The 19,772-nt window shown below is 75.5% G+C and carries 20 protein-coding genes; 13 read left to right on the top strand and 7 right to left on the bottom strand.

Annotated elements, in window-relative coordinates; all coding sequences use genetic code 11:
* Positions 1 to 30: 30 nt before the first annotated feature.
* Complete coding sequence (locus tag ABD976_RS22040; protein ID WP_345366217.1) at positions 31 to 1,272, bottom strand: MFS transporter; 1,242 nt, start codon at positions 1,270 to 1,272, stop codon at positions 31 to 33.
* Positions 1,273 to 1,405: 133 nt separating this feature from the next.
* Here ABD976_RS22040 and ABD976_RS22035 point away from each other — a divergent pair, with 133 nt between their 5' ends.
* On the top strand, positions 1,406 to 2,311 hold the full coding sequence (locus ABD976_RS22035) for a helix-turn-helix transcriptional regulator (protein WP_345366215.1): 906 nt from the start codon (positions 1,406 to 1,408) through the stop codon (positions 2,309 to 2,311).
* 27 nt (positions 2,312 to 2,338) lie between these two features.
* On the opposite strand, the gene ABD976_RS22030 is transcribed toward ABD976_RS22035, so the two are convergent.
* Entirely contained in the window at positions 2,339 to 2,761 is a 423-nt protein-coding gene (locus ABD976_RS22030) for a hypothetical protein (RefSeq protein ID WP_345366213.1), read from the bottom strand.
* 90 nt (positions 2,762 to 2,851) lie between these two features.
* On the opposite strand from ABD976_RS22030, the gene ABD976_RS22025 reads away from it, so the two are divergent.
* From ABD976_RS22025 to ABD976_RS22010, 4 genes are all read left to right on the top strand, one after another.
* Entirely contained in the window at positions 2,852 to 3,292 is a 441-nt protein-coding gene (locus ABD976_RS22025) for an RrF2 family transcriptional regulator (protein WP_345366211.1), read from the top strand.
* 51 nt (positions 3,293 to 3,343) lie between these two features.
* Complete coding sequence (locus ABD976_RS22020; RefSeq protein WP_345366209.1) at positions 3,344 to 4,501, top strand: globin domain-containing protein; 1,158 nt, start codon at positions 3,344 to 3,346, stop codon at positions 4,499 to 4,501.
* A 91-nt stretch (positions 4,502 to 4,592) separates the two neighbouring features.
* Positions 4,593 to 5,228: a maleylpyruvate isomerase N-terminal domain-containing protein gene (locus ABD976_RS22015; protein WP_345366207.1), complete on the top strand. Its 636-nt coding sequence runs from the start codon at positions 4,593 to 4,595 to the stop codon at positions 5,226 to 5,228.
* 62 nt (positions 5,229 to 5,290) lie between these two features.
* Entirely contained in the window at positions 5,291 to 6,016 is a 726-nt protein-coding gene (locus ABD976_RS22010; protein WP_345366205.1) for a GNAT family N-acetyltransferase, read from the top strand.
* 4 nt (positions 6,017 to 6,020) lie between these two features.
* On the opposite strand, the gene ABD976_RS22005 is transcribed toward ABD976_RS22010, so the two are convergent.
* Complete coding sequence (locus tag ABD976_RS22005; protein WP_345366203.1) at positions 6,021 to 6,584, bottom strand: GrpB family protein; 564 nt, start codon at positions 6,582 to 6,584, stop codon at positions 6,021 to 6,023.
* A 123-nt stretch (positions 6,585 to 6,707) separates the two neighbouring features.
* Between ABD976_RS22005 and ABD976_RS22000 the strand changes: the two genes are divergently transcribed.
* The 4 genes from ABD976_RS22000 (at position 6,708) to ABD976_RS21985 (ending at position 8,908) form a co-directional block, all read left to right on the top strand.
* Positions 6,708 to 7,157 (top strand): helix-turn-helix domain-containing protein, encoded by a 450-nt coding sequence (locus ABD976_RS22000; RefSeq protein WP_345366201.1) that lies wholly within the window; start codon positions 6,708 to 6,710, stop codon positions 7,155 to 7,157.
* Entirely contained in the window at positions 7,150 to 7,515 is a 366-nt protein-coding gene (locus ABD976_RS21995) for a DUF4180 domain-containing protein (protein ID WP_345366199.1), read from the top strand. The genes ABD976_RS22000 and ABD976_RS21995 overlap by 8 nt, the downstream gene beginning before the upstream one ends.
* Positions 7,516 to 7,632: 117 nt before the next feature.
* A complete protein-coding gene (locus ABD976_RS21990; RefSeq protein ID WP_345366197.1) occupies positions 7,633 to 8,064 on the top strand; it encodes an Rrf2 family transcriptional regulator in 432 nt (143 codons plus the stop codon).
* 91 nt (positions 8,065 to 8,155) lie between these two features.
* Positions 8,156 to 8,908 (top strand): SDR family NAD(P)-dependent oxidoreductase, encoded by a 753-nt coding sequence (locus ABD976_RS21985; RefSeq protein ID WP_345366195.1) that lies wholly within the window; start codon positions 8,156 to 8,158, stop codon positions 8,906 to 8,908.
* Positions 8,909 to 8,950: 42 nt separating this feature from the next.
* Here the strand turns inward: ABD976_RS21985 and ABD976_RS21980 are convergent, their stop codons facing one another.
* From ABD976_RS21980 to ABD976_RS21965, 4 genes are all read right to left on the bottom strand, one after another.
* Positions 8,951 to 11,260 carry a M28 family peptidase gene (locus ABD976_RS21980; RefSeq protein ID WP_345366193.1) on the bottom strand — a complete coding sequence of 770 codons (2,310 nt, stop codon included), beginning with the start codon at positions 11,258 to 11,260 and terminating at the stop codon, positions 8,951 to 8,953.
* A 74-nt stretch (positions 11,261 to 11,334) separates the two neighbouring features.
* Complete coding sequence (locus ABD976_RS21975) at positions 11,335 to 12,333, bottom strand: Gfo/Idh/MocA family protein (RefSeq protein WP_345366191.1); 999 nt, start codon at positions 12,331 to 12,333, stop codon at positions 11,335 to 11,337.
* A 70-nt stretch (positions 12,334 to 12,403) separates the two neighbouring features.
* The gene (locus tag ABD976_RS21970; protein WP_369774471.1) at positions 12,404 to 13,651 is read right to left on the bottom strand and encodes an APC family permease; all 1,248 of its coding nucleotides are present in this window, start codon (positions 13,649 to 13,651) and stop codon (positions 12,404 to 12,406) included.
* A 313-nt stretch (positions 13,652 to 13,964) separates the two neighbouring features.
* Entirely contained in the window at positions 13,965 to 15,437 is a 1,473-nt protein-coding gene (locus ABD976_RS21965; RefSeq protein WP_345366189.1) for an aldehyde dehydrogenase family protein, read from the bottom strand.
* A 3-nt stretch (positions 15,438 to 15,440) separates the two neighbouring features.
* On the opposite strand from ABD976_RS21965, the gene ABD976_RS21960 reads away from it, so the two are divergent.
* From ABD976_RS21960 to ABD976_RS21945, 4 genes are all read left to right on the top strand, one after another.
* The gene (locus ABD976_RS21960; protein WP_345366187.1) at positions 15,441 to 16,433 is read left to right on the top strand and encodes a helix-turn-helix domain-containing protein; all 993 of its coding nucleotides are present in this window, start codon (positions 15,441 to 15,443) and stop codon (positions 16,431 to 16,433) included.
* A gap of 140 nt (positions 16,434 to 16,573) precedes the next feature.
* The gene (locus ABD976_RS21955; protein WP_345366185.1) at positions 16,574 to 18,217 is read left to right on the top strand and encodes a phytoene desaturase family protein; all 1,644 of its coding nucleotides are present in this window, start codon (positions 16,574 to 16,576) and stop codon (positions 18,215 to 18,217) included.
* 209 nt (positions 18,218 to 18,426) lie between these two features.
* The gene (gene mug / locus ABD976_RS21950) at positions 18,427 to 18,987 is read left to right on the top strand and encodes a G/U mismatch-specific DNA glycosylase (RefSeq protein WP_345366183.1); all 561 of its coding nucleotides are present in this window, start codon (positions 18,427 to 18,429) and stop codon (positions 18,985 to 18,987) included.
* A gap of 199 nt (positions 18,988 to 19,186) precedes the next feature.
* A complete protein-coding gene (locus tag ABD976_RS21945) occupies positions 19,187 to 19,675 on the top strand; it encodes a hypothetical protein (protein ID WP_345366181.1) in 489 nt (162 codons plus the stop codon).
* Positions 19,676 to 19,772 lie beyond the last annotated feature (97 nt).

The raw sequence follows: 19,772 nt of genomic DNA, 5'->3' as shown, positions 1-19,772 counted from the left end.
GCGGGGGCACCGCGGGTCACGTCGACTGTCCTAGAGCACGGGGGGCGCCGCGCGGTGGCGCTGGGTGCGGGCGAGTGCGGTCGCCGGGATCAGGGTCAGCGCGGCGAGGGCGGTGCCGACCACGGCGGGCCCGGTGGTGCCGAGGGCGGAGTCGAGGGCGTGGCCGGCGATCCAGGATCCGACGGCGGTGCCGAAGTTGAACGCCGAGACGCTGAACGCCGAGGCCAGGGTGGGTGCCTGGCCCGCGTAGCGCACGGCCAGGGAGATCAGCACCGGGTTGGCGCCGAGCCCGAAGAACCCCAGCACGGCGATCAGCGCGACTGCGGGCGCGGCGAAGCCGGCCAGCAGGCAGATCGCCAGCAGCAGGGCCGAGCTGCCCGCGGCGGCGGCGATGATCGTCGCGTGCGGGCGGGTGTCGCCGAGCCGGCCGCCGAGCAGGGAACCGGCCAGGGCACCGACCCCGAAGCCGACGAGCACCAGCGGCACGAGACCCGCGGCGATGCCGGCCCGGCCGGTCAGCAGCGGCGCGATGTAGGAGTACGCCGCGAGCACGCCACCGGTCGTGGTCGCGCAGGCCGCCAGCACCAGCCACAGGCGGCCCGAACGCAGCGCCGTGAGCTCGGAGCGCACCGACACCGCGTGGTGGTGCGCTCCGTCCCGCCCGACGGTGCGGGCGATGAGCCACCCGGCGGCCGCGGCCAGCACCGCCAGTGCCCAGAACGGCCCCCGCCAGCCCAGGAGTTGCCCGGCGAACGCGCCCAGCGGCACCCCGATGACGTTGGCGAGCATGCCCCCGGCGCCCACGAGACCGAGAGCGCGGGAGCTGGCGGCCGGACCGGCGGCGCGGGCGGCGGCCACGTTGGCCACGGCCCAGAACGCACCGGTCGCCAGCGCCGTGACGAACCGCGCCGCCAGCAGCAGCGCGAAGCTGGAGCCGAGCGCGACCACGACGTGCCCGGCCGCGAACACCCCCAGCGCGAGCGTCAGCGTCCACCGCGGCGGCAGCCGCAGCGTCAGCATCGCCATCAGCGGCGCACCGACGATCATCCCGACCGCGAAGACCGTGATCAGCAGCCCCGAACGGGCCACGCCCACCCCCAGGTCGCCCGCGATCTCCGGCAGCAGGCCCGCCACCACGAACTCGGTGGTCAGCATCAGGAACGTGCCCAACGCCAGCACGTGGACGACGAGCGGAAGCCGGGTGGGCCGCGGCTCGGGGGCCTCGACGGGCCCGTCACCAGAGGTGCGCAGGACACCTCCTCGCGTGTGCATCCTTCGCTCCAGGGGTCGGGTGCGCGCTGTCGACCCCACGAAACCGGCCGGGCGAGGCGTGGACAAGGTGGCGTTCGTCGGGGGGACCAGCTCAACCCCCTTCCGCGTCCGCACCCGGCCTACCCTGGATGACGTGGACCAACAGCCCGGCAACCGCTCCGAGATCCGCGACTTCCTCGCCACCCGGCGCGCGAAGATCACCCCGCAGCAGGTCGGCCTGCCCACCAGCGGCCGCCGCCGGGTCGCGGGGCTGCGCCGCGAGGAGGTCGCGGTGCTCGCCGGGGTGAGCACCGAGTGGTACACGCGCCTGGAGAAGGGCCACATCGGCGGGGTGTCCGAAGAGGTGCTCGACGCGGTCGCCCGGGCGCTGCGGCTCGACGAGGACGAACGCACCTACCTGTTCGACCTGGCCCGCACCGCCCGGCCCGCCCGCCGCACCCCGTCCCGGCGCCAGGACGTCGAAGTCCCGCCCCAGGTCCAGTGGCTGCTGGACTCCATGACCCTGTCCGCGGCGTTCGTGCGCAACGGCCGCCAGGACATCATCGCCGGCAACGCGCTGGCCCGGGCGCTGCACGCACCGGCCTACGACAGCGACACCACCGACCAGCACGGCCGCGCCAACCTCGCCCGCTACATCTTCCTCGACCCCGGCGCCGAGCACTTCTTCGTCGACTGGGACGCCGCCGCCTCCGCCACCGCAGCGCTGCTGCGCGCCGAAGCCGGCCGCGAGCCCCACGACCGGGCCCTGCGCGAGCTCATCGGTGAGCTGTCCACGCTCAGCCCCGAGTTCCGCACCCAGTGGGCCGCGCACGACGTCCGCATCCGCCACGACGGCACCAAACGGTTGCGGCATCCCGAGGTCGGCGAGCTCGAACTGACCTACCGGTCGCTGAACCTGCCCCTGCCCGGCCGGGCGGTGCACGACCTGACCCTCTACACCGCCGAACCGGGCACCACCTCCGAAGACCGGCTCAAGCTGCTCACCAGCTGGGCAGCCACCCGCTCCACCCCGGCGGAACCCACCACCCGGCCGCGCTGAGCCCGTCGCGGCGCGGGGCCCGACCGGTCACCGGCCGCCGGTGAAGTGGTGGTCGGGGACGAAGAGGGTGCCGCCGTCGGCGAAGCGCAACGCGACGCCGTCGGGACGCCAGTCGACGCGCAGGTTCCGGGTGTCCCAGCTGTCGGGGACCTCGACGACGTGCCCGTACGGCATGTCGCTGTTCACGGCGCGGCCCAGCCACACCTCGTGGCCCTCGACCTCGCCGAGGTGGTCGTCGATCCGGGCCAGCACGGCGTCGTGCCCGGTCTCGCCCCGGTAGAACTGCCCCGCCGGCGCGGGGTGGACCTGCAGCCGCACCAGCACGCGGGCCTCGTCCAGCCACCACCACACGAGGGCCGCGGCGGCGCTGAGCGCCACGCCGACGAGCACGGAGACGACGTCGATGCGGCGACCAGGCGCCCGGCGCCGGTCCGGGACGGGCTCGATCATGACGCGATTGTGCCGACCGGGGGCCGGGGCGCTGCGCGGGGGCCGGACGTGAAAGTGGATTTTGAGATTCGTCTTTTCTAGGCTGGGCGGGTGCGATTGACCAAGGGCACCGACGTGGCGCTGCGGATCGCGATGCGCCTGGCCGTGCAGGAGGAGGCGAGCGCCCCCACCACGCGCGAGGTGGCGGACTTGGTGGCCGTGCCCCGCAGCCACGCCGCCAAGGTGGTGACCCGGCTGCAGCACCTCGGGGTGGTCGAGACCCGGCGCGGCCGCGGCGGCGGGCTGGTCCTCACCGCCTCCGGTCGCCGCCGGTCGCTGGGCGGGCTGGTCCGCGCGCTGGAGGGCGAAGGCGACGTGGTCGGCTGCGAGGAGGAGCCGCCGTGCCCGCTGCGCTCGGCCTGCCGCCTGCGCGCGGCGCTGCGCGCGGCCCAGGACGCGTTCTACTCCGCCCTCGACCCGCTCACCGTCGACGACCTCGTCTCCGCCCCGACCGGCCCGGTCCTGCTGGGGCTGTCCCCGCCCCCGCGGTGATCCGCCGCGCCCGCACCCGCGTTCCGCGCACACCGATCCTGGAGTTCATCGATGCTGTCCCCGGCCTCCGCCGACACGATCCGCGCCACCCTGCCCGCCGTGGGCGGCGCCCTCGGGGAGATCTCCTCGGTGTTCTACGACAAGCTCTTCGCCGCGCACCCGGAGCTGCTGCGGGACCTGTTCAACCGGGGCAACCAGGCCAGCGGCGCGCAGCAGCGGGCCTTGGCCGGATCCATCGCCGCGTTCGCCTCGGCGTTGCTGGAACACCCCGACTCCCCGCCGCCGCTGCACCGCATCGCCCACAAGCACGCCTCCCTGGGCGTCACCCGCGACCAGTACCGGATCGTCCACACCCACCTGTTCGCCGCGATCGCCGAAGTGCTGGGCGAGGCGGTCACCGACGACGTCGCCGCCGCCTGGTCCGAGGTGTACTGGTTGATGGCCGACACCCTCGGCGCCCTGGAGGCCCGGCTCCACGCCGACGCCGGGGCCCCGGACGGCGACACCTGGCGCGACTACCGCGTGGTGGGTCGCCGCGCCGAGACCGACGAGGTGATCACCGTCCTGGCCCGGCCGGTCGACGGGTCCGCCGCCCCACCGGCCCGCCCCGGCCAGTACGTGTCGGTGCGGGTCGAGCTGCCCGACGGGGCGCGCCAGATCCGCCAGTACAGCCTCCTCGACGCGGCCGGCGGTGCGGTGCGGTTCTGCGTCAAGGACAGCGGCGCGGTGTCCGGCCACCTGCACCGGCACCTCGCCGAAGGCGACGTCCTGCCGATCAGCGCACCCTTCGGCGAGGTCACCCTCGAAGCGGGCGAGGGGCCCGTCCTGCTGGCCTCCGCCGGGATCGGCTGCACCCCGATGATCGCCATGCTGCGGCACCTGGCGGTGACCGGCTCACCGCGCCAGGTCGTCGCGGTCCACGCCGACCGCGGCCCGGGCACCCACGCCCTGCGCACCGAGTTCACCGACCTGCTCGCCCGGCTGCCCCGCGCCACCGCCCACGTCTGGTACGAGGAGCCGCCGCCGGGCTGGCCCGCCGAGCGGACCGGCCTGGCCGACCTCGGCGGCATCGACCTCCCCGCGGGGACCACCGCCTACCTCTGCGGACCTCGCGGCTTCCTGCGCGCCACCCACGCCCAGCTGCGGGACCGGGGGCTGCCCGCGGCCGCCGTCCGCTACGAGGTCTTCGGCCCGGATCTTCCTCGCTGAACTGCGGGGTGCGGCCGACCGCGGCGCGGTAGCGTGTCGCCGCCGGAACCGGATCACCCCGCCCGGGGTGCTGTCGAGAGGTGAACGACCGATGAGCAGCGCGTGCCACCACGACCGGATCGACGCGCTCGAAGCGGTGTGGCAGCGGTGGGCCTCGCTCGGCGCGGAGCTGTCCGAGCAGGAATGGTCCACCGCGACGCGCTGCACCGGCTGGGACGTGGCCGCGCTGTACGCGCACGTCGGCATGTTCCCGCCGCTGCTGGTCGATGCCGCCGCGATGGAAACCACGACCGGGCAGCAGGCCACCGCGGTCGAAATCCTGCGCGGGTTCAACGCTCCCGGCGGGGCGGCGCACGCGATGGCCGAGCAGATCGCCCAGGAGGCCGCGGCCACCGCCTCCACCCTGGACCGCGCCGAGCTGGTCGCCCACTACGCCGACCTCGGGGCCCGCGCCGTCACCGCGCTGCGGCACCGCCCGGCCACGGCCCTGGTCCCCTGGCCGGGCTCCGGTGCGGTGGCGCCGTGGTCCGAGGCGATCCGGATCGTGCTGATGGAGTCGGTGGTGCACCTCCTCGACGTGCTCGACGCGCTGGGACGTGCCCCGGAGGTCGCACCGGCGGCACTGCGCGAGACGGCCCACCTGCTCGCCGAGGTCGCCGAACCGGTGGCGCTGAACGAGGCCGCCACCGGGCGCAGCAGCCGCTCGCCGCTGCCCGTCCTGCGCTGACCCCCGCGGCGTACGATGCGCGACGCCGCCCGCCGCGGGCGGCACGGTGCGAGGTGAGCGCGATGGACGAGCGGATCGAACGGCACGCGTTCCACGCCTGGCCCGCCCCGGTCACCCGGCGGGTCGGCGGCTGGTGGGTGCGGCACACACCGGGGATGCGGCGGCTGCGCTCCGGCAACGCCGCCCTGCCCGGCGACGGGCCCGCCCCGCTGGCCGAGGTCGAGGAGTTCTACCGGGAGCGCGGTCTGCCCACCGCCGTGCAGGTCAGCCCGGCCGCGCGGCACCGCGCGCTGGATGCGCAGCTGGAGGCCCGCGGCTACCGCCGGGAGGTGCCGGTGCACGTGCTCACCGCCGCCACCGGCACCGTCGCCCGCGCCGACCCCGGGTGGGCGGTCGACGTCGAGGCCGAGACCACCGCGCGCTGGCAGGAGGCGTTCGTCGAGCTCGACGGGGAGGACGACGCCCGCGGGGTCGCCGAGGAGGTGGTCGCGGCGATCCGGCTGCCCGCCGCCCGCACCAGCGTCACCGCGGGCGACCGCGTCCTCGGCATCGGCCTGGTGGTGGGCGGGGACGACCGGTGGGCCGGGATCTACTGCATGGCCACCCGTCCCGAGCACCGCGGGCGGGGCGTGGCGGCGGCGATCCTGCGGGCCGGGGCGCGGTGGGCCGCCGAGCACGGCATCCCGGGTCTGTACCTGCAGGTCGCCGAGTCCAACGCGGCGGCGCGGTCGCTCTACGCCCGGGCGGGGTTCGACCACGCCTACGGCTACCACTACCGCCTGCGGTGAGCCCCTACCCGTCGGCGCGGCCCAGGATGTCTTCCACCACCGCGGTTTTCGCCTCGGCGTAGTGCTGCACGTGGCGCCAGGTGCGCCGCGCGAGGTCGCGTTTGGCGCGGGCGTAGGCGTCCCGGTCGGCGTCGTGGGCGCGGAGCCGGTCGCGGAAGCGCAGCATCCGGTCGATCTCGGCGGCGCCGGCGCTGAACACGTGGAGGTTGACGGCGGGATCGGCGCGGGTGAGCATCCGGTGCTCGAACCAGTCGGGTTCGCGGATCCGCAGCGCGTAGCCCGCCGCCTCCAGCGCCGGGACGTAGTCCCGCTCGGCGGCGGAGTCCGCGACGACCAGCAGCACGTCCAGGACGGGTTTGGCGCACAGCCCCGGCACCGAGGTCGAACCGACGTGCTCCACCCGCACCGGGCCGAGGGCGCGGCGGATCCGCTCGGCTTCCCCGGCGAACCGCCCGGGCCAGCGCGGGTCGTACTCGGCGAGGGCGATGGGGGCCTCGTGCGGGGGCGCCTCGCCCACGGTGCGCTCCCGCAGGTCCGCGTCGCTGGTCGGGGGACGGTCCGGTGCCATCGGCTGCTCCTTCGCCACGAGGTCAGCCGGTCAGTATCGCACGGCGCGCTCGCCGGGACGAGGATCGATCCGGCGCGCGAAAAGATTCCCCAACCTTCCGCGAAGCGGCTATGGTGGGGAACGATGACGGAAGAAATGTACTCCGTCGAGCAGGTCGCCGACCTGCTCGGCCTGCACGTGCGGACGGTGCGCGGCTACATCCGGTCCGGGCGGCTGCCCGCGGTGCGGATCGGCAAGCAGTACCGGATCGCCCGCACCGACCTCGACGCGCTGACCGGCCGCACCGCACCGGAGCGGCCCGCCGGGCCCGCGGCGGTGGAGGTGTCGAGCATCGTGCAGGTCGACGGGGTCGACCGGGCCGCGGCCGACCGGCTGAGCACGCTCGTGCTGGCCGCCGCGGGAGGGGACGCGCGGCACCCGCTGCGGGTCCAGACCGTGCACGACGAGGACCGCCACCGGATGAAGTTCGTGGTCCTGGGCGGGGCCGCCGCCACCGCCGATCTGCTGCACCTGCTGGATTCCGTGCTCGACCCCGGCGCGGGACTGCTGGGCGAAGGGGCCGGGCATGCCTGACGTGCTGCAGGAACGGGCCGGGGTGCCGGTGCTGGTGTGCGACCCGGACGGGCCCGCGGTGACCACCGAGCAGGACGCGCTGGACCTGATCGGCGCGGCGTTCCTCGGCGCCGAGGTGGTGGCCGTGCCCGCGAGCCGCCTCGACGAGCGCTTCTTCTCGCTGGGCAACCGCTTCGCCGGGGAGGTGCTGCAGAAGTTCGCCAACTACCGGCTGCGCCTGGTGGTCCTCGGCGACATCTCCCGCCACCTGGAGGCGAGCTCCGCCCTGCGCGCCCTGGTCCGGGAGTCGAACCGGTCCCGGCAGGTGTGGTTCCTCCCGGATCTCGACGCGCTGGACGCCCGCTTGGGCGCGGGCTGACCGGTCACCCGCACCCCGGGGCCACGGCTGCGCCGGGGTCCACGCGGTCCTTGCGGCACTTCGTCGTAACAATTACTGTTACGACCAAGGCCGAGGGACGAGAGGTGGGATTCCGGCGTGAGCGCCAACAGCAGGCTGACCATCGCGGCGCACGCCCTGACGTGGATCGGGCTGTACCAGCGGCGCGGCCACGAGGTCGCCACCTCCGAGCAGATCGCCACGAGCGTCAACACCAACCCGGTGGTGATCCGCCGCCTGCTGGCCGAACTGCGCAAGGCGGGCCTGGCCGATTCGCAGCGGGGGGCGGGAGCGGGCTGGATGCTCGTGCGGGACCTGGCGGCGATCACCCTGCTCGACGTCTACGAAGCGATCGAGCCGGGACCGGTCTTCGCCCTGCACCGCGCAACACCGGACCCCGAGTGCGTCGTGGGCCGCGGTATCGGGCCGGCGATGACCGCCGTGTACGACGAGGTGGAGGCCGCCCTGCGCAGGGAGCTGGCCGGGACCACGCTGGAGGACGTGCTGCGGGACGTCTTGAACGCCGCCTGACCTCGGATGCCGACTCCCCCGCAACGGGGGGATCGCTTACTGCGCCCATCGATGTAACAAGAATGGTTACGACAAGGGATCGGAGAACCCCATGGGACAGCTGGACGGCAAGAGCGCCCTCGTCACCGGCGCCTCCAGCGGCATCGGCCTGGCGATCGCCCGCCGTTTCGCCGCCGAGGGCGCGACCGTGTACCTCACCGGCCGCCGCGAGGCCGAGCTGGACACCGCCGTCGCGCAGGTCGGCGCCCGCGGCATCGCTCTCCGGGGCGATGTCTCGGACCTCGGCGACCTCGACCGGCTCTTCGCCGAGATCGCGGACCGCAGCGGCCACCTGGACGTCGTGGTGGCCAACGCCGGGGTCGGGGACTACGGCCCGCTCGGCGCGATCACCGAGGAGGAGTACGACCGCACCACCACGATCAACCTCAAGGGCACGGTCTTCACCGTCCAGCAGGCGCTGCCGCTGCTGACGGCCGGCGCCTCGGTGCTGCTGCTCTCCTCCAGCGCGGCCCTGCGGGCCACCCCGGGCCTGGGCGTCTACGCCGCCACCAAGGCCGCGATCCGCAGCCTCGCCCGCACCTGGGCCGCCGAGCTGGCCGACCGCGGCATCCGCGTCAACGCCCTCACCCCCGGCCCTGTCGCAACCCCGGGCGGGGACGAGCTCCGCGCCGCTTTCCCGCACGGCGACCGGCCCACCGCGGGCGAACCCGCCCCACCGACCCCGCTCGGCCGCACCGGCCGCCCCGACGAGGTCGCCGCCACCGCCCTCTACCTGGCCGGTGACCAGAGCACCTTCACCACCGGCGCGGAACTGCTCGTCGACGGCGGCGCCGCACAGCTCTAGTCGTGCTCCGCCTCCCGCGGTGAGGCGCCCCGGACTCCTCCGTCACAGCGTCCGGGTCCGGGTGACCGCGACCGCCGGGGTCACCAGCGCCACGTCGTCGGGGGCGCGGAAGCCCGGGACCGCGCCCGTGTCGTGGCCGCGGTCGGCGACGCGGACGGTGAGGCCCTCGTGGTGCGGGTCGACGACCAGCCGCACGTCCAGTCCCCGCCGGGGCGCGCCGGCGAAGAGGAACCCGAAGTCCTCGCCCGCGCCGAGGTCCAGGTCCCGGCCCGCGACGGTCGCGGCCCGCACCGCGGCCTGGTCGCCGTCGATCCACAACCCGAGCGCGGTGGCGCCGCGCGGCGAGGACAGCCGCAGGGCGAGTTCCCGGGTGCCGTCGGGCAAGGGACGGTCGGCGACCACGTGGAGCTCGGGTGCGGGCAGGTCCGCCGCCGGTGCGGGCCCGTGCGCGAGCGGTTCGTCGTCCAGCCACGGGAACCCCTCGGCGAGCACCGCGGGCGGCTCGGGCAGCAGCGACCGCCCCCAGTCGGTGCGCGGGGTGATCGGCGAGGCCCAGCGGGCGGTCCCGGTGTCGGCGTCGACGGAGTAGAAGACCCGTTCCTGGCGGGGCGGGGTGAATTCCGGGCGGTTGGCGACCAGCCCGGCGGCGGTGACCGCCGCGACCAGCGCGATCCCCAGCACCGGGGCACCGGCGGCGCGCAGCGGGCTGCGGGCCCGCCCGGACCGGAGCCGGCCGAGCAGCGGCAGCGCCGACCACACCAGCACCGCCAGCAGCAGCGCGCCGAGCACCCCGCCGAATTCCAGGTCGACGCGGAACGAGTTGATCACGTTCGGGGCGAGCAGCAGCACCGCGGGCACCAGGCTGAGCACCAGCACGACCACCCGGGCCGGTTCCCACCCGCGGGGCAGCAGGCCGAGGAGCACGGCACCGGCCACCACCGGCAGCACGGGCGGCACCAGCAGCGCCGACGTCCCCGGCATCGTCGTGGCCGCCACCACGCCCAGCACCGCGAAGACGATCCAGCCGCCCGCGGCCAGCGCCGCGGTGCCCAGCGGTCGGCGCAGCAGCGCGGGCACGGCCAGGACGGCGCCGAGTGCGGCCAGCAGCATCGCCGCCGAGTACGGCTCGGGCCGGTACGGCACGCCCACGAACGCCGAGGCCTGGCCCGGGTCGAGCGCCACCGCCACCTGCCACACCGCGACCGCGGCGGCCCCGGCGGCGACCAGGGCCACGGCGGTGCCCGCGGTGGCGAGCGCGGTGCGCGGCAGGGTCAGTTCCCGGCGGCGGGCCAGCCCGACCGCGACCGCGGCCAGCCCCAGCATCGCCCAGGCCAGCGGCCCTTCGGCGGCCTGCGGGTAGGGCACCGGCCCCCACGGCAGGGTGATGACCAGGTCCTCGTCCGCCGCGGGCACGGCGGCCAGGTCGGCGGCGGCGAGTTCCCGCGTCATCGCCAGGCTGGCGCGGCCCATGTGCTGCACCGAGGACTCGCTGAGCCGTTCCGGGGTGTCCAGCGGGGTGTGGTAGTAGGCGCCGCCGCCGGTGATGGCGGTGTCGTAGGAGTGCAGGCCGCCCTCGGTGAAGCGGGTGACGTCGGTGTCGTTGGGCAGCGCCTCGAACGCCGCCTCGAACGCGGAGTTCGCCACCGTCCCCGGGGCGTGCGACAGCACCTCCAGCAGCGCCCCGTTGGGCGAGGTGGTGCGGAAGGTCGTCGGGGTGCCCGCGTTGCCGCGCGCCTCGTGGTTGAGCAGCACTGCGGTGCCGAGCTCGTCGGCGTGGTGGCGCACGAAGGCCTCGGCGCCGAGCAGCCCGACCTCCTCGGCGTCGGTGATGAGCAGGGTGAGGTCGTTGCGCGGTGCGGCGCCGCCGGCACCGATCGCCCGGGCGGTTTCCAGCAGGGTGCCCACGCCGATGCCGTCGTCGGCGGCACCGGGCGAATTCGGGACCGAGTCGTAGTGCGCGGCGAGCAGCACGGTGCCGGTCGGGTCGGTGCCGGGCAGGGTGGCGACGATGTTGGACACCGCGGCGAGCCGCTGCGTGCCGCCGTCACCGGCCGCCGCGCCGACCTCGCGCCGCACCTCGGTGCGCCACCCCCACGAGGTGAGCAGGTCGACCAGGTGCTCGCGGGTCGCGGCGTGGTGGGCGGAGCCGGGGGTTCGCGGCGCGGCGGCGATCCGCTCGATGTGGCCCATCGCCCGCCCGGAGCTGAACACCGACGCCGGGGCGTCGGCGGCCACGGGTGCGGCCGGGCGGCCGGCGAGCACGGTGAGCACCGCGAGCAGCACCAGCGCGGCGAGGCCGAGAAGGGCCGGCCACCGCCGGGAGGGGGCCGGTGCGTCGGTCGAGGCGCTCATGATCGGCCACCTTGCCCGACCCGGCCGCCCGCCGTACAGGCCCGCGGCGCGGCGATATCGCTCAGCGCCGTCGGTCAGGGCCGCTCGGCGCGGGAGCGCGGGCCGAGTCCGGCGGCGCGGTAGCAGTCGTCGATGAGCTGCATCGTGTCGACCGCGTCGTCGACGTCGGTGGCGATCGGGGCGCCGTCGCGCAGGTGGGCGGCGAGGGCGTCCAGCTGGTAGGCGTAGGACGAGCGCCGTCCGAGGTGTTCGACGCGGGTGCCGGCGCCGGTGGTGACGGTGAGGCGGTCGTCGGTGTGCGGCAGGACGAAGTCGGCGGCCTCCGCGCTGCCGCGGCTGCCGGTGATCCGGCAGGTGAACCGGCGGTGCGCGGCGGCCATGTCGCAGCGCGCCCGCCCGGTGGCACCGCCGGGGAACGCCAGCTCCGCCTCCAGCCACCGGTCCACGCCCGGTGACCACTCCGCGGCGGTCGCGGTGCGCACCCGTGGTGCTCCGCCCGCCCAAGGCGCCAGTGCGCGGTGCAGGTGCAGGCTGTAGCAGCCGAGGTCCATCAGCGCGCCCCCGGCCAGCGCCGCCGACCAGCGCGGGTCGTCGTCGGCCGGGGCGGGCGTGCTCATCTCCGCTTCGACGGTGCGCAGCTCACCCAGCTCCCCGTCGGCGAGCAGGGCGCGCAGCCGGTGGGTGAGCGGGTGGTGCCGGTAGTGGAACGCTTCCACGACGGTCACGCCCGCCGCGGTGGCCGCGGCGCGGACCTCGCGGGCTTCGTCGGCGTTGCTGGCGAAGGGCTTCTCGGTGAGCACGTGCTTGCCCGCCCGCACCGCGGCCAGGTTCCACGGCCCGTGCAGCCCGTTGGGCAGCGGGTTGTAGACGACCTCGACGTCGGGGTCGGCCAAGACGTCGGCGTAGTGGTCGTGGACTCGCTCGATGCCGTGCCGGTGCGCGACGTCGGCGGCGCGGTGCGGGTCGCGCGCGGCCACCGCGACCAGGCGGTGCCCGGCGTCGCGGGCCGGGGCCAAGAGGGCGCGTTCGGTGATGCGGGCGGCACCGAGGATGCCGATCCGGAGCGGCTGCATGGTCCTCCTGCCCGGCGAGATCGCTCAGCGTCGACACCGTAGCCAGCGCGGCGCGGCGGGGGAACCGGCGTCAGGGTGAGCTTCGGCGCCGGCGCAGGACCAGCCGTCCGAGCAGTCCGGCGGCGAACACCGCGGCCCCGGCGATCACCGAGACCGCGGGCAGCGTGACGACCAGCACGAGGCACCCGGCCAGGCCCACGACGGGCACCGCGCGCGGCCACCGGCGGTGCTCGGCGGGCTGGGTGAAGGCCGCGGCGTTGGCGATGGCGTAGTAGATCAGCACCCCGAAGCTGGAGAAGCCGATCGCCTCCCGCAGGTCGGCGAACAGCACCAGGGCGATCACCACCGCGCCGACGACGAGTTCGGCGCGGTGCGGGACGTGGTGGCGCGGGTGCACGGCGGCCAGCGACCCGGGCAGGTCGCCGTGCCGGGCCATCGCCAGCCCGGTGCGGCCTACCCCGGCGATCAGCGCGAGCAGCGCCCCGAGGCTGGCGGCGGCCGCGCCGACGCGGGCCAGCACCGCCAGCGGCCCGTGCCCGGCGGCGGTGACCGCCTCGGCCACCGGCGCGGTGGACTCGGCGAGCCGGTCCGGGCCGAGGACCAGCAGCAGCGCCGCGGCCACCGCGGCGTAGACGACCACCGCCAGGGCCAGGGCGGCGAGGATCGCGCGGGGCAGGGTCCGGCCCGGGTCGCGGACCTCCTCGCCGAGGGTGGCGATGCGGGCGTACCCGGCGAAGGCGAAGAACAGCAGTCCGGCCGCTTGCAGCACCCCGGCGGCGCCGTGCGGGAACCACCCGCCGCCGGTCACCGCCCGCGCCGGGTCGGCGGCGGTGGCCGCCAGGCCCACCACGAGCAGCAGCACGACGAGGACCACCGCCAGCAGCACCCGGGTCAGCGCGGCGGTGCGGGTGATCCCGGCCCGGTTGACCGCCACCAGCAGCACGACGGCGGCGATCGCGGCGGGGCGTTCGTAGCCGGGTGCGGTGTAGGCGGCGAAGGTCATCGCCATCGCCGCGCAGCTCGCGGTCTTGCCGACCACGAACCCCCACCCGGCGGTGAACCCCCACCAGTGCCCGAGCCGTTCGCGGCCGTAGATGTAGGTGCCGCCGGACACCGGGTACACGGCGGCCAGCTGCGCCGAGCTCGCCGCGTTGCAGTAGGCGATCAGCCCGGCGATGCCCAGCGACAGCAGCAGTCCGGTCCCGGCGGCCGCGGCGGCGGGGGCGAACGCGGCGAACACCCCGGCGCCCAGCATCGAGCCGAGGCCGATCGCGGTGGCGTCGGCGGTGCCCAGCCGTCGGGCCAGCGGCGCGTTCACGCGCACCTCCCGGCTCGGCGGAGGGTGTCGTGGGCAGGAAGCGAGTGCACGCGTCTTCCTTATCCCTTCGGAGTTGCCCCGTCCAGACCACCGGGTGAGGAAGCGGCGCGACATCGGTCACGCGACCAGGTGCGGATCATTGTCGCAGAGGCCGTCCCGGTCGCCTTGATCGAAGCCGTCACCGGGCGGACCGGCAGGTCGCCGCTGCCGGTCCGGCGCCGAGCCGCTACCGGGAGCCGGGCGCGAGCACGTCGCGGTGTCCGGTGGCGCCCCCCGGGAAGGCGACCGCTGCGCCTCCCGGGTGGGCCGCGGGTCAGAGGGCGACCATGACGCTCGTGGTCTCCGTGTAGGCCAGCAGCGCGTCCGGGCCGTGCTCGCGGCCGATGCCGGACTGCTTGAACCCGCCGAACGGCAGCGTGCCGGGCGCCATCGCGCCCCAGCTGTTGACCCAGACCGTGCCCGCGCGCAGCTCCGCGCTGACCCGGTGCGCGGCGGACAGGTCCCGGGTCCACACCGAGGCGGCCAGGCCGTAGCTGGTGTCGTTGGCCAGCCGCACGGCTTCCGCGGTGTCGGTGAAGCCGATCAGTGCCGCGACGGGGCCGAAGATCTCCTCCTGGGCCACCCGCATGTCGTTGCGCACGTCGTCCAGCAGGGTGGGCGCGAGGAACAGTCCCGGCCGGTCCAGGCGGTGCCCCCCGGTGCTGATCGTGGCGCCCTCGGATCGGGCGAGGTCGACGTAGCCGGTGACCCGGTCCAGGTGCGCGGGGAAGGCCAGCGGCCCCATCGTGGTCGCCGGGTCGAACGGGTCCCCCGGTACGTACTCGGCCATCGCCCGGCGCAGCAGCCCGCCGAACTCCTCGCGGATGTCGCGGTGCACCAGGATGCGGGTGCCCGCGACGCAGCCCTGCCCGGTGCCCATGCAGAACGCGGCGGCGGCACCGGCGGCGGCCACGTCCAGGTCGGCGCCCGGGAACACGATGAGCGGGGTCTTCCCGCCCAGCTCCAGGGTGACCCGCTTGAGCGTGTCGGCCGAGGTGCGCAGCACGTGCTTGCCCACCGGTCCGGACCCGGTGAAGGAGACCTTGTCCACGCCGGGGTGGCTGATCAGGGCCTGCCCCGTGCTCCCGCCGAGCCCGGTGATCACGTTGACCACACCGGCCGGCAGGTCGGTCCCGCCGAGGAGCTGCGCCAGCCGCAGCGCGGACAGGGAGCTGTGCTCGGACGGTTTGAGCACCACGGTGTTGCCGGCGGCCAGGGCCGGGGCCAGCTTCCACGCGGCCTGCAGCATCGGCCCGTTCCAGGCGACGAGGGCCGCGACCACCCCGATCGGCCGGCGCAGCGTGTAGTGCAACTGGCCCGGCTCGGCGGGGGTGGTGTGCCCGGTCAGCTTGGTCGGCCACCCGGCGTAGTGCCGGTAGATCTCCACGGCGTGGTCGACCATGCCGCGCGACAGCGGCAGCGGCGCTCCCATGTCCAGCGAGTCCAGCGCGGCCAGTTCGTCGCGGTGGGCCTCGAGCACGTCGGCGATCCGCAGCAGCGCCCTCGACCGGTGCTGCGGGGGCAGCGCCGCCCAGCCGTCGAAGGCCCGGCGAGCCGCCCGCACCGCGGCGTCGACGTCGTCCGGGCCGGCCACACCGATCCGGGTGAGCACCTGCTCGGTGGTCGGGTCGGCGGTGGCGACGGTTTCGGGCGAGCGCGGCCGCTGCCAGCGCCCATCGACGTAGAAGCCGAGCACGCCGGCGTCGAGCAGCGCGGGGCGGGGACGGGTGATGGTGTCGGTGGACACGGGATGTCCTTTCGAAGAGGCGAACTGCCGGACGGGGCGAGCTTCGCCGAGCCCGGTGGCGGCTGGGGCGTCACGATGTGCCTGGGATTCGCAGTCCCACCGTGGTTCGCCCGGCTGCGGGAGAATGGCGGCATGGCCACCACCCCGGCACAGCGGCTCGCCGAGTTCCTGCGCATCCGTCGCGGCCGGGTGCTCCCGGCCGATCTCGGCCTCGAGTCCGGCAGCCGCCGCAAGGTCGCCGGGTTGCGGCGCGAGGAGCTGGCGATGCTCGCGGGCGTCAGCACGGACTACTACCAGCGCATCGAACAGGGCCGGGGTGTCCGGCCGTCGGACCGGGTGCTCGACGCCTTGGGCCGGGCGCTGGACCTGACCGAGGAGGAGTTCCGGCACCTGCGCGTGCTGGGCCACGCCGCGCGGCATCCGGCCGGGCCCCGGCGCCGCGCCCCGGAGCGGGTGCCGGAAACGACCCACCGGCTGTTGCGCACCATCACCGGACCGGCGATGGTGCTCAGCAGCCATCTCGACGTGCTGGCGTGGAATCCGCTGGCCGGCAGCCTCTTCGGCGGACTGGACGCGGTCCCCGCCCGGGAGCGCAACGTGCTGCGCGCGATCGTGCTGAACCCCGACGCCCGCTACGTCTGCCCCGATTGGGAAGCCAGCGCCGTCGAGTACATCGGCATGCTGCGCGCCGCCGCGGCCGCCGACCCGGACCACCCGCGGCTCCAGGAGCTGGTCGGCGAACTGAGCGTGCGCAGCTCCGACTTCCGCGAGCTGTGGGCCAGGCATGACGTGCGGGAGAAGACCCGGGGGCGCAAGCGGTTCGAGCACCCCGAGGTCGGGGCCGTCACGCTCGACTGGGACGCCTACCCGCTGCCCGGCAGGCCAGGCCCCGCGCTGATCGCCTACACCGCGGTCCCCGGGTCCGCGGACGCCGAGCGGTTGCGCGTGCTCGCCAGCCTGCTCGCGACGGAGGATCCCTCGCGCAGCGCGAGGTGAGGGGCCTCAGCGCCGTGGGAGTTGGCCCGTCCAGACCACCGGGTGCGGGGACGACGCGACACCGGCCACGACCAGGTGAAGATCATTGTCGCTGGGGTCGGGGGCTGGTGTGCTGCGGGCGGCACATCGAGGAGGACCACGTGAGATCCGCAGCGGTTCGGGGAGCGGCGTCCTGGGACGCCATCGTCATCGGTTCGGGCTTGGGCGGCCTGACCGCCGCGGCCTACCTGGCCGCCCACGGGCTGCGCACCGTGGTGCTGGAGCAGGCCGCCGTCGCCGGCGGGTGCGCCCAGGCGTTCCGCCGCAAGGGTTTCCAGTTCGACGTGGGCGTGCACTACCTCGGTGACTGCGGGCCCGGTGGGGTGATCCCGACGATCCTGCGCGGGGTGGGGCTCGACGGCCGCGTCGAGTTCCGGCCGATGGACCCCGACGGGTTCGACACGCTGCTGCTGCCCGGCCGGGAGTTCCGGGTGCCGCGCGGTTGGGACCGCTACCTGGAGGCGCTGATCGAGGCGTTCCCCCGCGAGGAGCGGGGGCTGCGGGCCTGCGTCGGGGTGCTGCGCCGCATCGGGCGGGAGACCGAGCGCACCACGATCCCCACCACCGCCGCGCAGACGGCCCTGTTCCCGGTGCGCTGCCCGCGCACCGCCTACTGGTCGGCCCGGCCGCTGTCGCGGCTGCTCGACGACTGCGGCCTGAGCCCGGCGGCCCGCGCGGTGCTCTGCGCTCAATCGGGCGACTACGGCGCGCCGCCGGACCAGGCGCCCGCCGCGCTGCACGCGGCCCTGCTGCACCACTTCCTGAAGTCGGGCACCTACTTCCCGCGCGGCGGCGGGCAGGAGCTGGTCGCGCACCTGGTGGACGTGCTCACCGGGCACGGCGGGCGGCTGCGCACCGGGCAGCGGGTGGAACGCATCCTGCTCGACGGCGGCCGGGTCCGCGGTGTCGCGCTGCGCGGCGGTGAGCACCTGCACGCCCCGGTGGTGGTCTCCGGCGCCGACCTGCCGCGCACCTTGCTGGAACTGCTGGAGCGGGTCCCGGACCGCACCGCGCGCACCGCCGGGCGCTACCGGATGTCCCCGCCGTTCTGCACCGTCTACCTCGGACTCGACATCGACCTGTCCACCCGGATGCCGAACACGAACTACTGGCTGCACCGCGACACCGATCCCGCCGGGTTCTACCGGGGCGTGGACGGCGCGCACCCGGTCGGCGGGCTGTTCGTCAGCTCCGCCGCGGTGAAGGACCCGGACTCCGCGCACCACGCACCGCCGGGGCGCAGCACCTTGGAGCTGATGGGGTTCGCGCCGCCGCACCCGGAGTCCTGGGGTGTGCGCGGCGGCGACCGCTACCGCCGCGACCCCGGTTACCGCAGCCGCAAGGCCGCCGTGGTCGAGGAGATGCTGCGGCTGGCCACCGAGGTGGTGCCCGATCTGCGCGAGCACGTCGTGTGGCAGGAGGCCTCCACTCCCCTCACCCAGCAGCGCTACACGCTGGCCAGCGGGGGCGCGGCGCTGGGGCTGGCGGCCGCGCCGGACCAGTTCGGCAGGCACCGGCCGGGGGCCACCACCGCGATCGGCGGCCTGTACCTCGCCGGGGCGGGCACCCGGGCCGGTCCGGGCGTGCTCGGTGCCACCACCAGCGGTGTGCTGGCCGCCGGGGCGGTGCTGCGCCGGGACCTGTTCGCCGCCCTGCGCCGCGGCGCGGTGTTCGCCGATCCGGCCCGCGGCTCCTACGACGGGCGCGATGCGCTGCGGTTCTGCCGGGAGCAGGCCCGCGCCTGACCCGGTGCCCGCCGGCCACCCGATCCGTCACCGTGACAATTCACGCCGGGTCCACTGTGGTCGCAACAAGGCTGATTTCCGCGTGGTTCGGCGGAACCCGGCAGGCCCCAGCACCACTCCACAGTGGAGAACGGTGCGGCCGTCGGGGTCCGCCGGGCCGCCAGATACGGTCTGCCGCGACGGTCCGGCGAGCAGTGGAGGTGGCGACGGTGAGCGGAACCCGACCCAGCGCGGAGGAGCTGGCCGCGGCCGAAGGCGCGGTGATCCCCGACGTGCTCGACACCGGGCTGCGGGTGCTGTTCTGCGGGATCAACCCCGGCCTGTGGTCGGGCGCCACCGGGCACCACTTCGCCCGCCCGGGAAACCGGTTCTGGCCCGCTCTGCACTCCTCGGGGTTCACCCCGCGCCAGTTGCGGCCCGACGAGCAGCACGCGCTGCTCGACCACGGCCTCGGGCTGACCAACCTGGTGGCCCGGGCCAGCTCCCGCGCCGCGGAGCTGTCCAACGAAGAACTGGCCGCCGGTGGTGCGGCGCTGGAGCACAAGGTGCGGCAGTACCGGCCGGGGTGGGTCGCGGTGGTGGGGCTGACCGCGTTCCGCACCGCCTTCGGGGTCCGCAACGCGATGGTCGGCCCGCACGACCGGGGCATCGGCGACGCCCGGGTGTGGGTGCTGCCCAACCCCAGCGGCCTCAACGCGCACTGGAGCGCCGCCAGCCTCGCCGCGGAGTTCGCGCGGTTGCGCCGGGCGGTGGAATCCGACCAGCCGTGATCACCTGGTCACCGGGCGAAACCGGACGCACCGGGCGCGTCCCGGAGAGCGAGCGCACACAGGGGTGTGCTTTATCGGTCCGTTACCGGTAGGGTCTGATCAGCCGGAGCGCCCCCGTTCCGGTGACCCTGGCCGTTCCCCCGCAGAGTCGATACGGATGACCATTCAAGACGATCTTGCGCGACCGTGGTTCCAGCCCGTGGTCCCCTCGGATGTGCAGCAGAACCAGGTACGACCGGAGCCGGGTCGGCCGACGACCCGCATCAGCGGTGAACTCCCGCTGGACGCGCTGCCCGCCCGGGGCAGCGCCCGCCCGTCGCTGTGGCCGGACGTGCCCCGGGTCGAGGTCACCCAGCCCTACATCCCGGCGATCCGCGACGAACAACCCGAGTTCGCCAAGCGGCTCAACCCGGACCCGCCCCCGGCACCCTCCCCTGCCCCCACCCCGACGCCGTCCCCCGCGCCGACCGCGCTGACCGGCACCCCACCGCCGGCCGCCCCGGCCGTTGCCGCACCGACCACCCCCGCACCGACTACGGGGGAGCAGCCGACGGTCACCCAGCCCCGCCCGGCGCCCCAGCCCGCCCCCGCTGCCCCGCCGCGGCGGCGCAGCCTGATGCGCCGGGTCGTGCGCCGCATCATCGGCCCCGACCTGCTGCGCAAGGACCCGCCGAAGAAGAAGCGGTGACCGGGTGGCCCTGGCTCCGGCGCAGACCTGCATCCTGCGCCGGTCCCAGGGCCACGTCGGCCCCGCTCCCCGCCCCCGTACGCTGAGCACCACCCCC

The organism is Saccharopolyspora cebuensis (assembly GCF_039542665.1).
Lineage (GTDB): Bacteria > Actinomycetota > Actinomycetes > Mycobacteriales > Pseudonocardiaceae > Saccharopolyspora > Saccharopolyspora cebuensis.
This window is presented reverse-complemented; position numbering and strand designations above follow the sequence as displayed.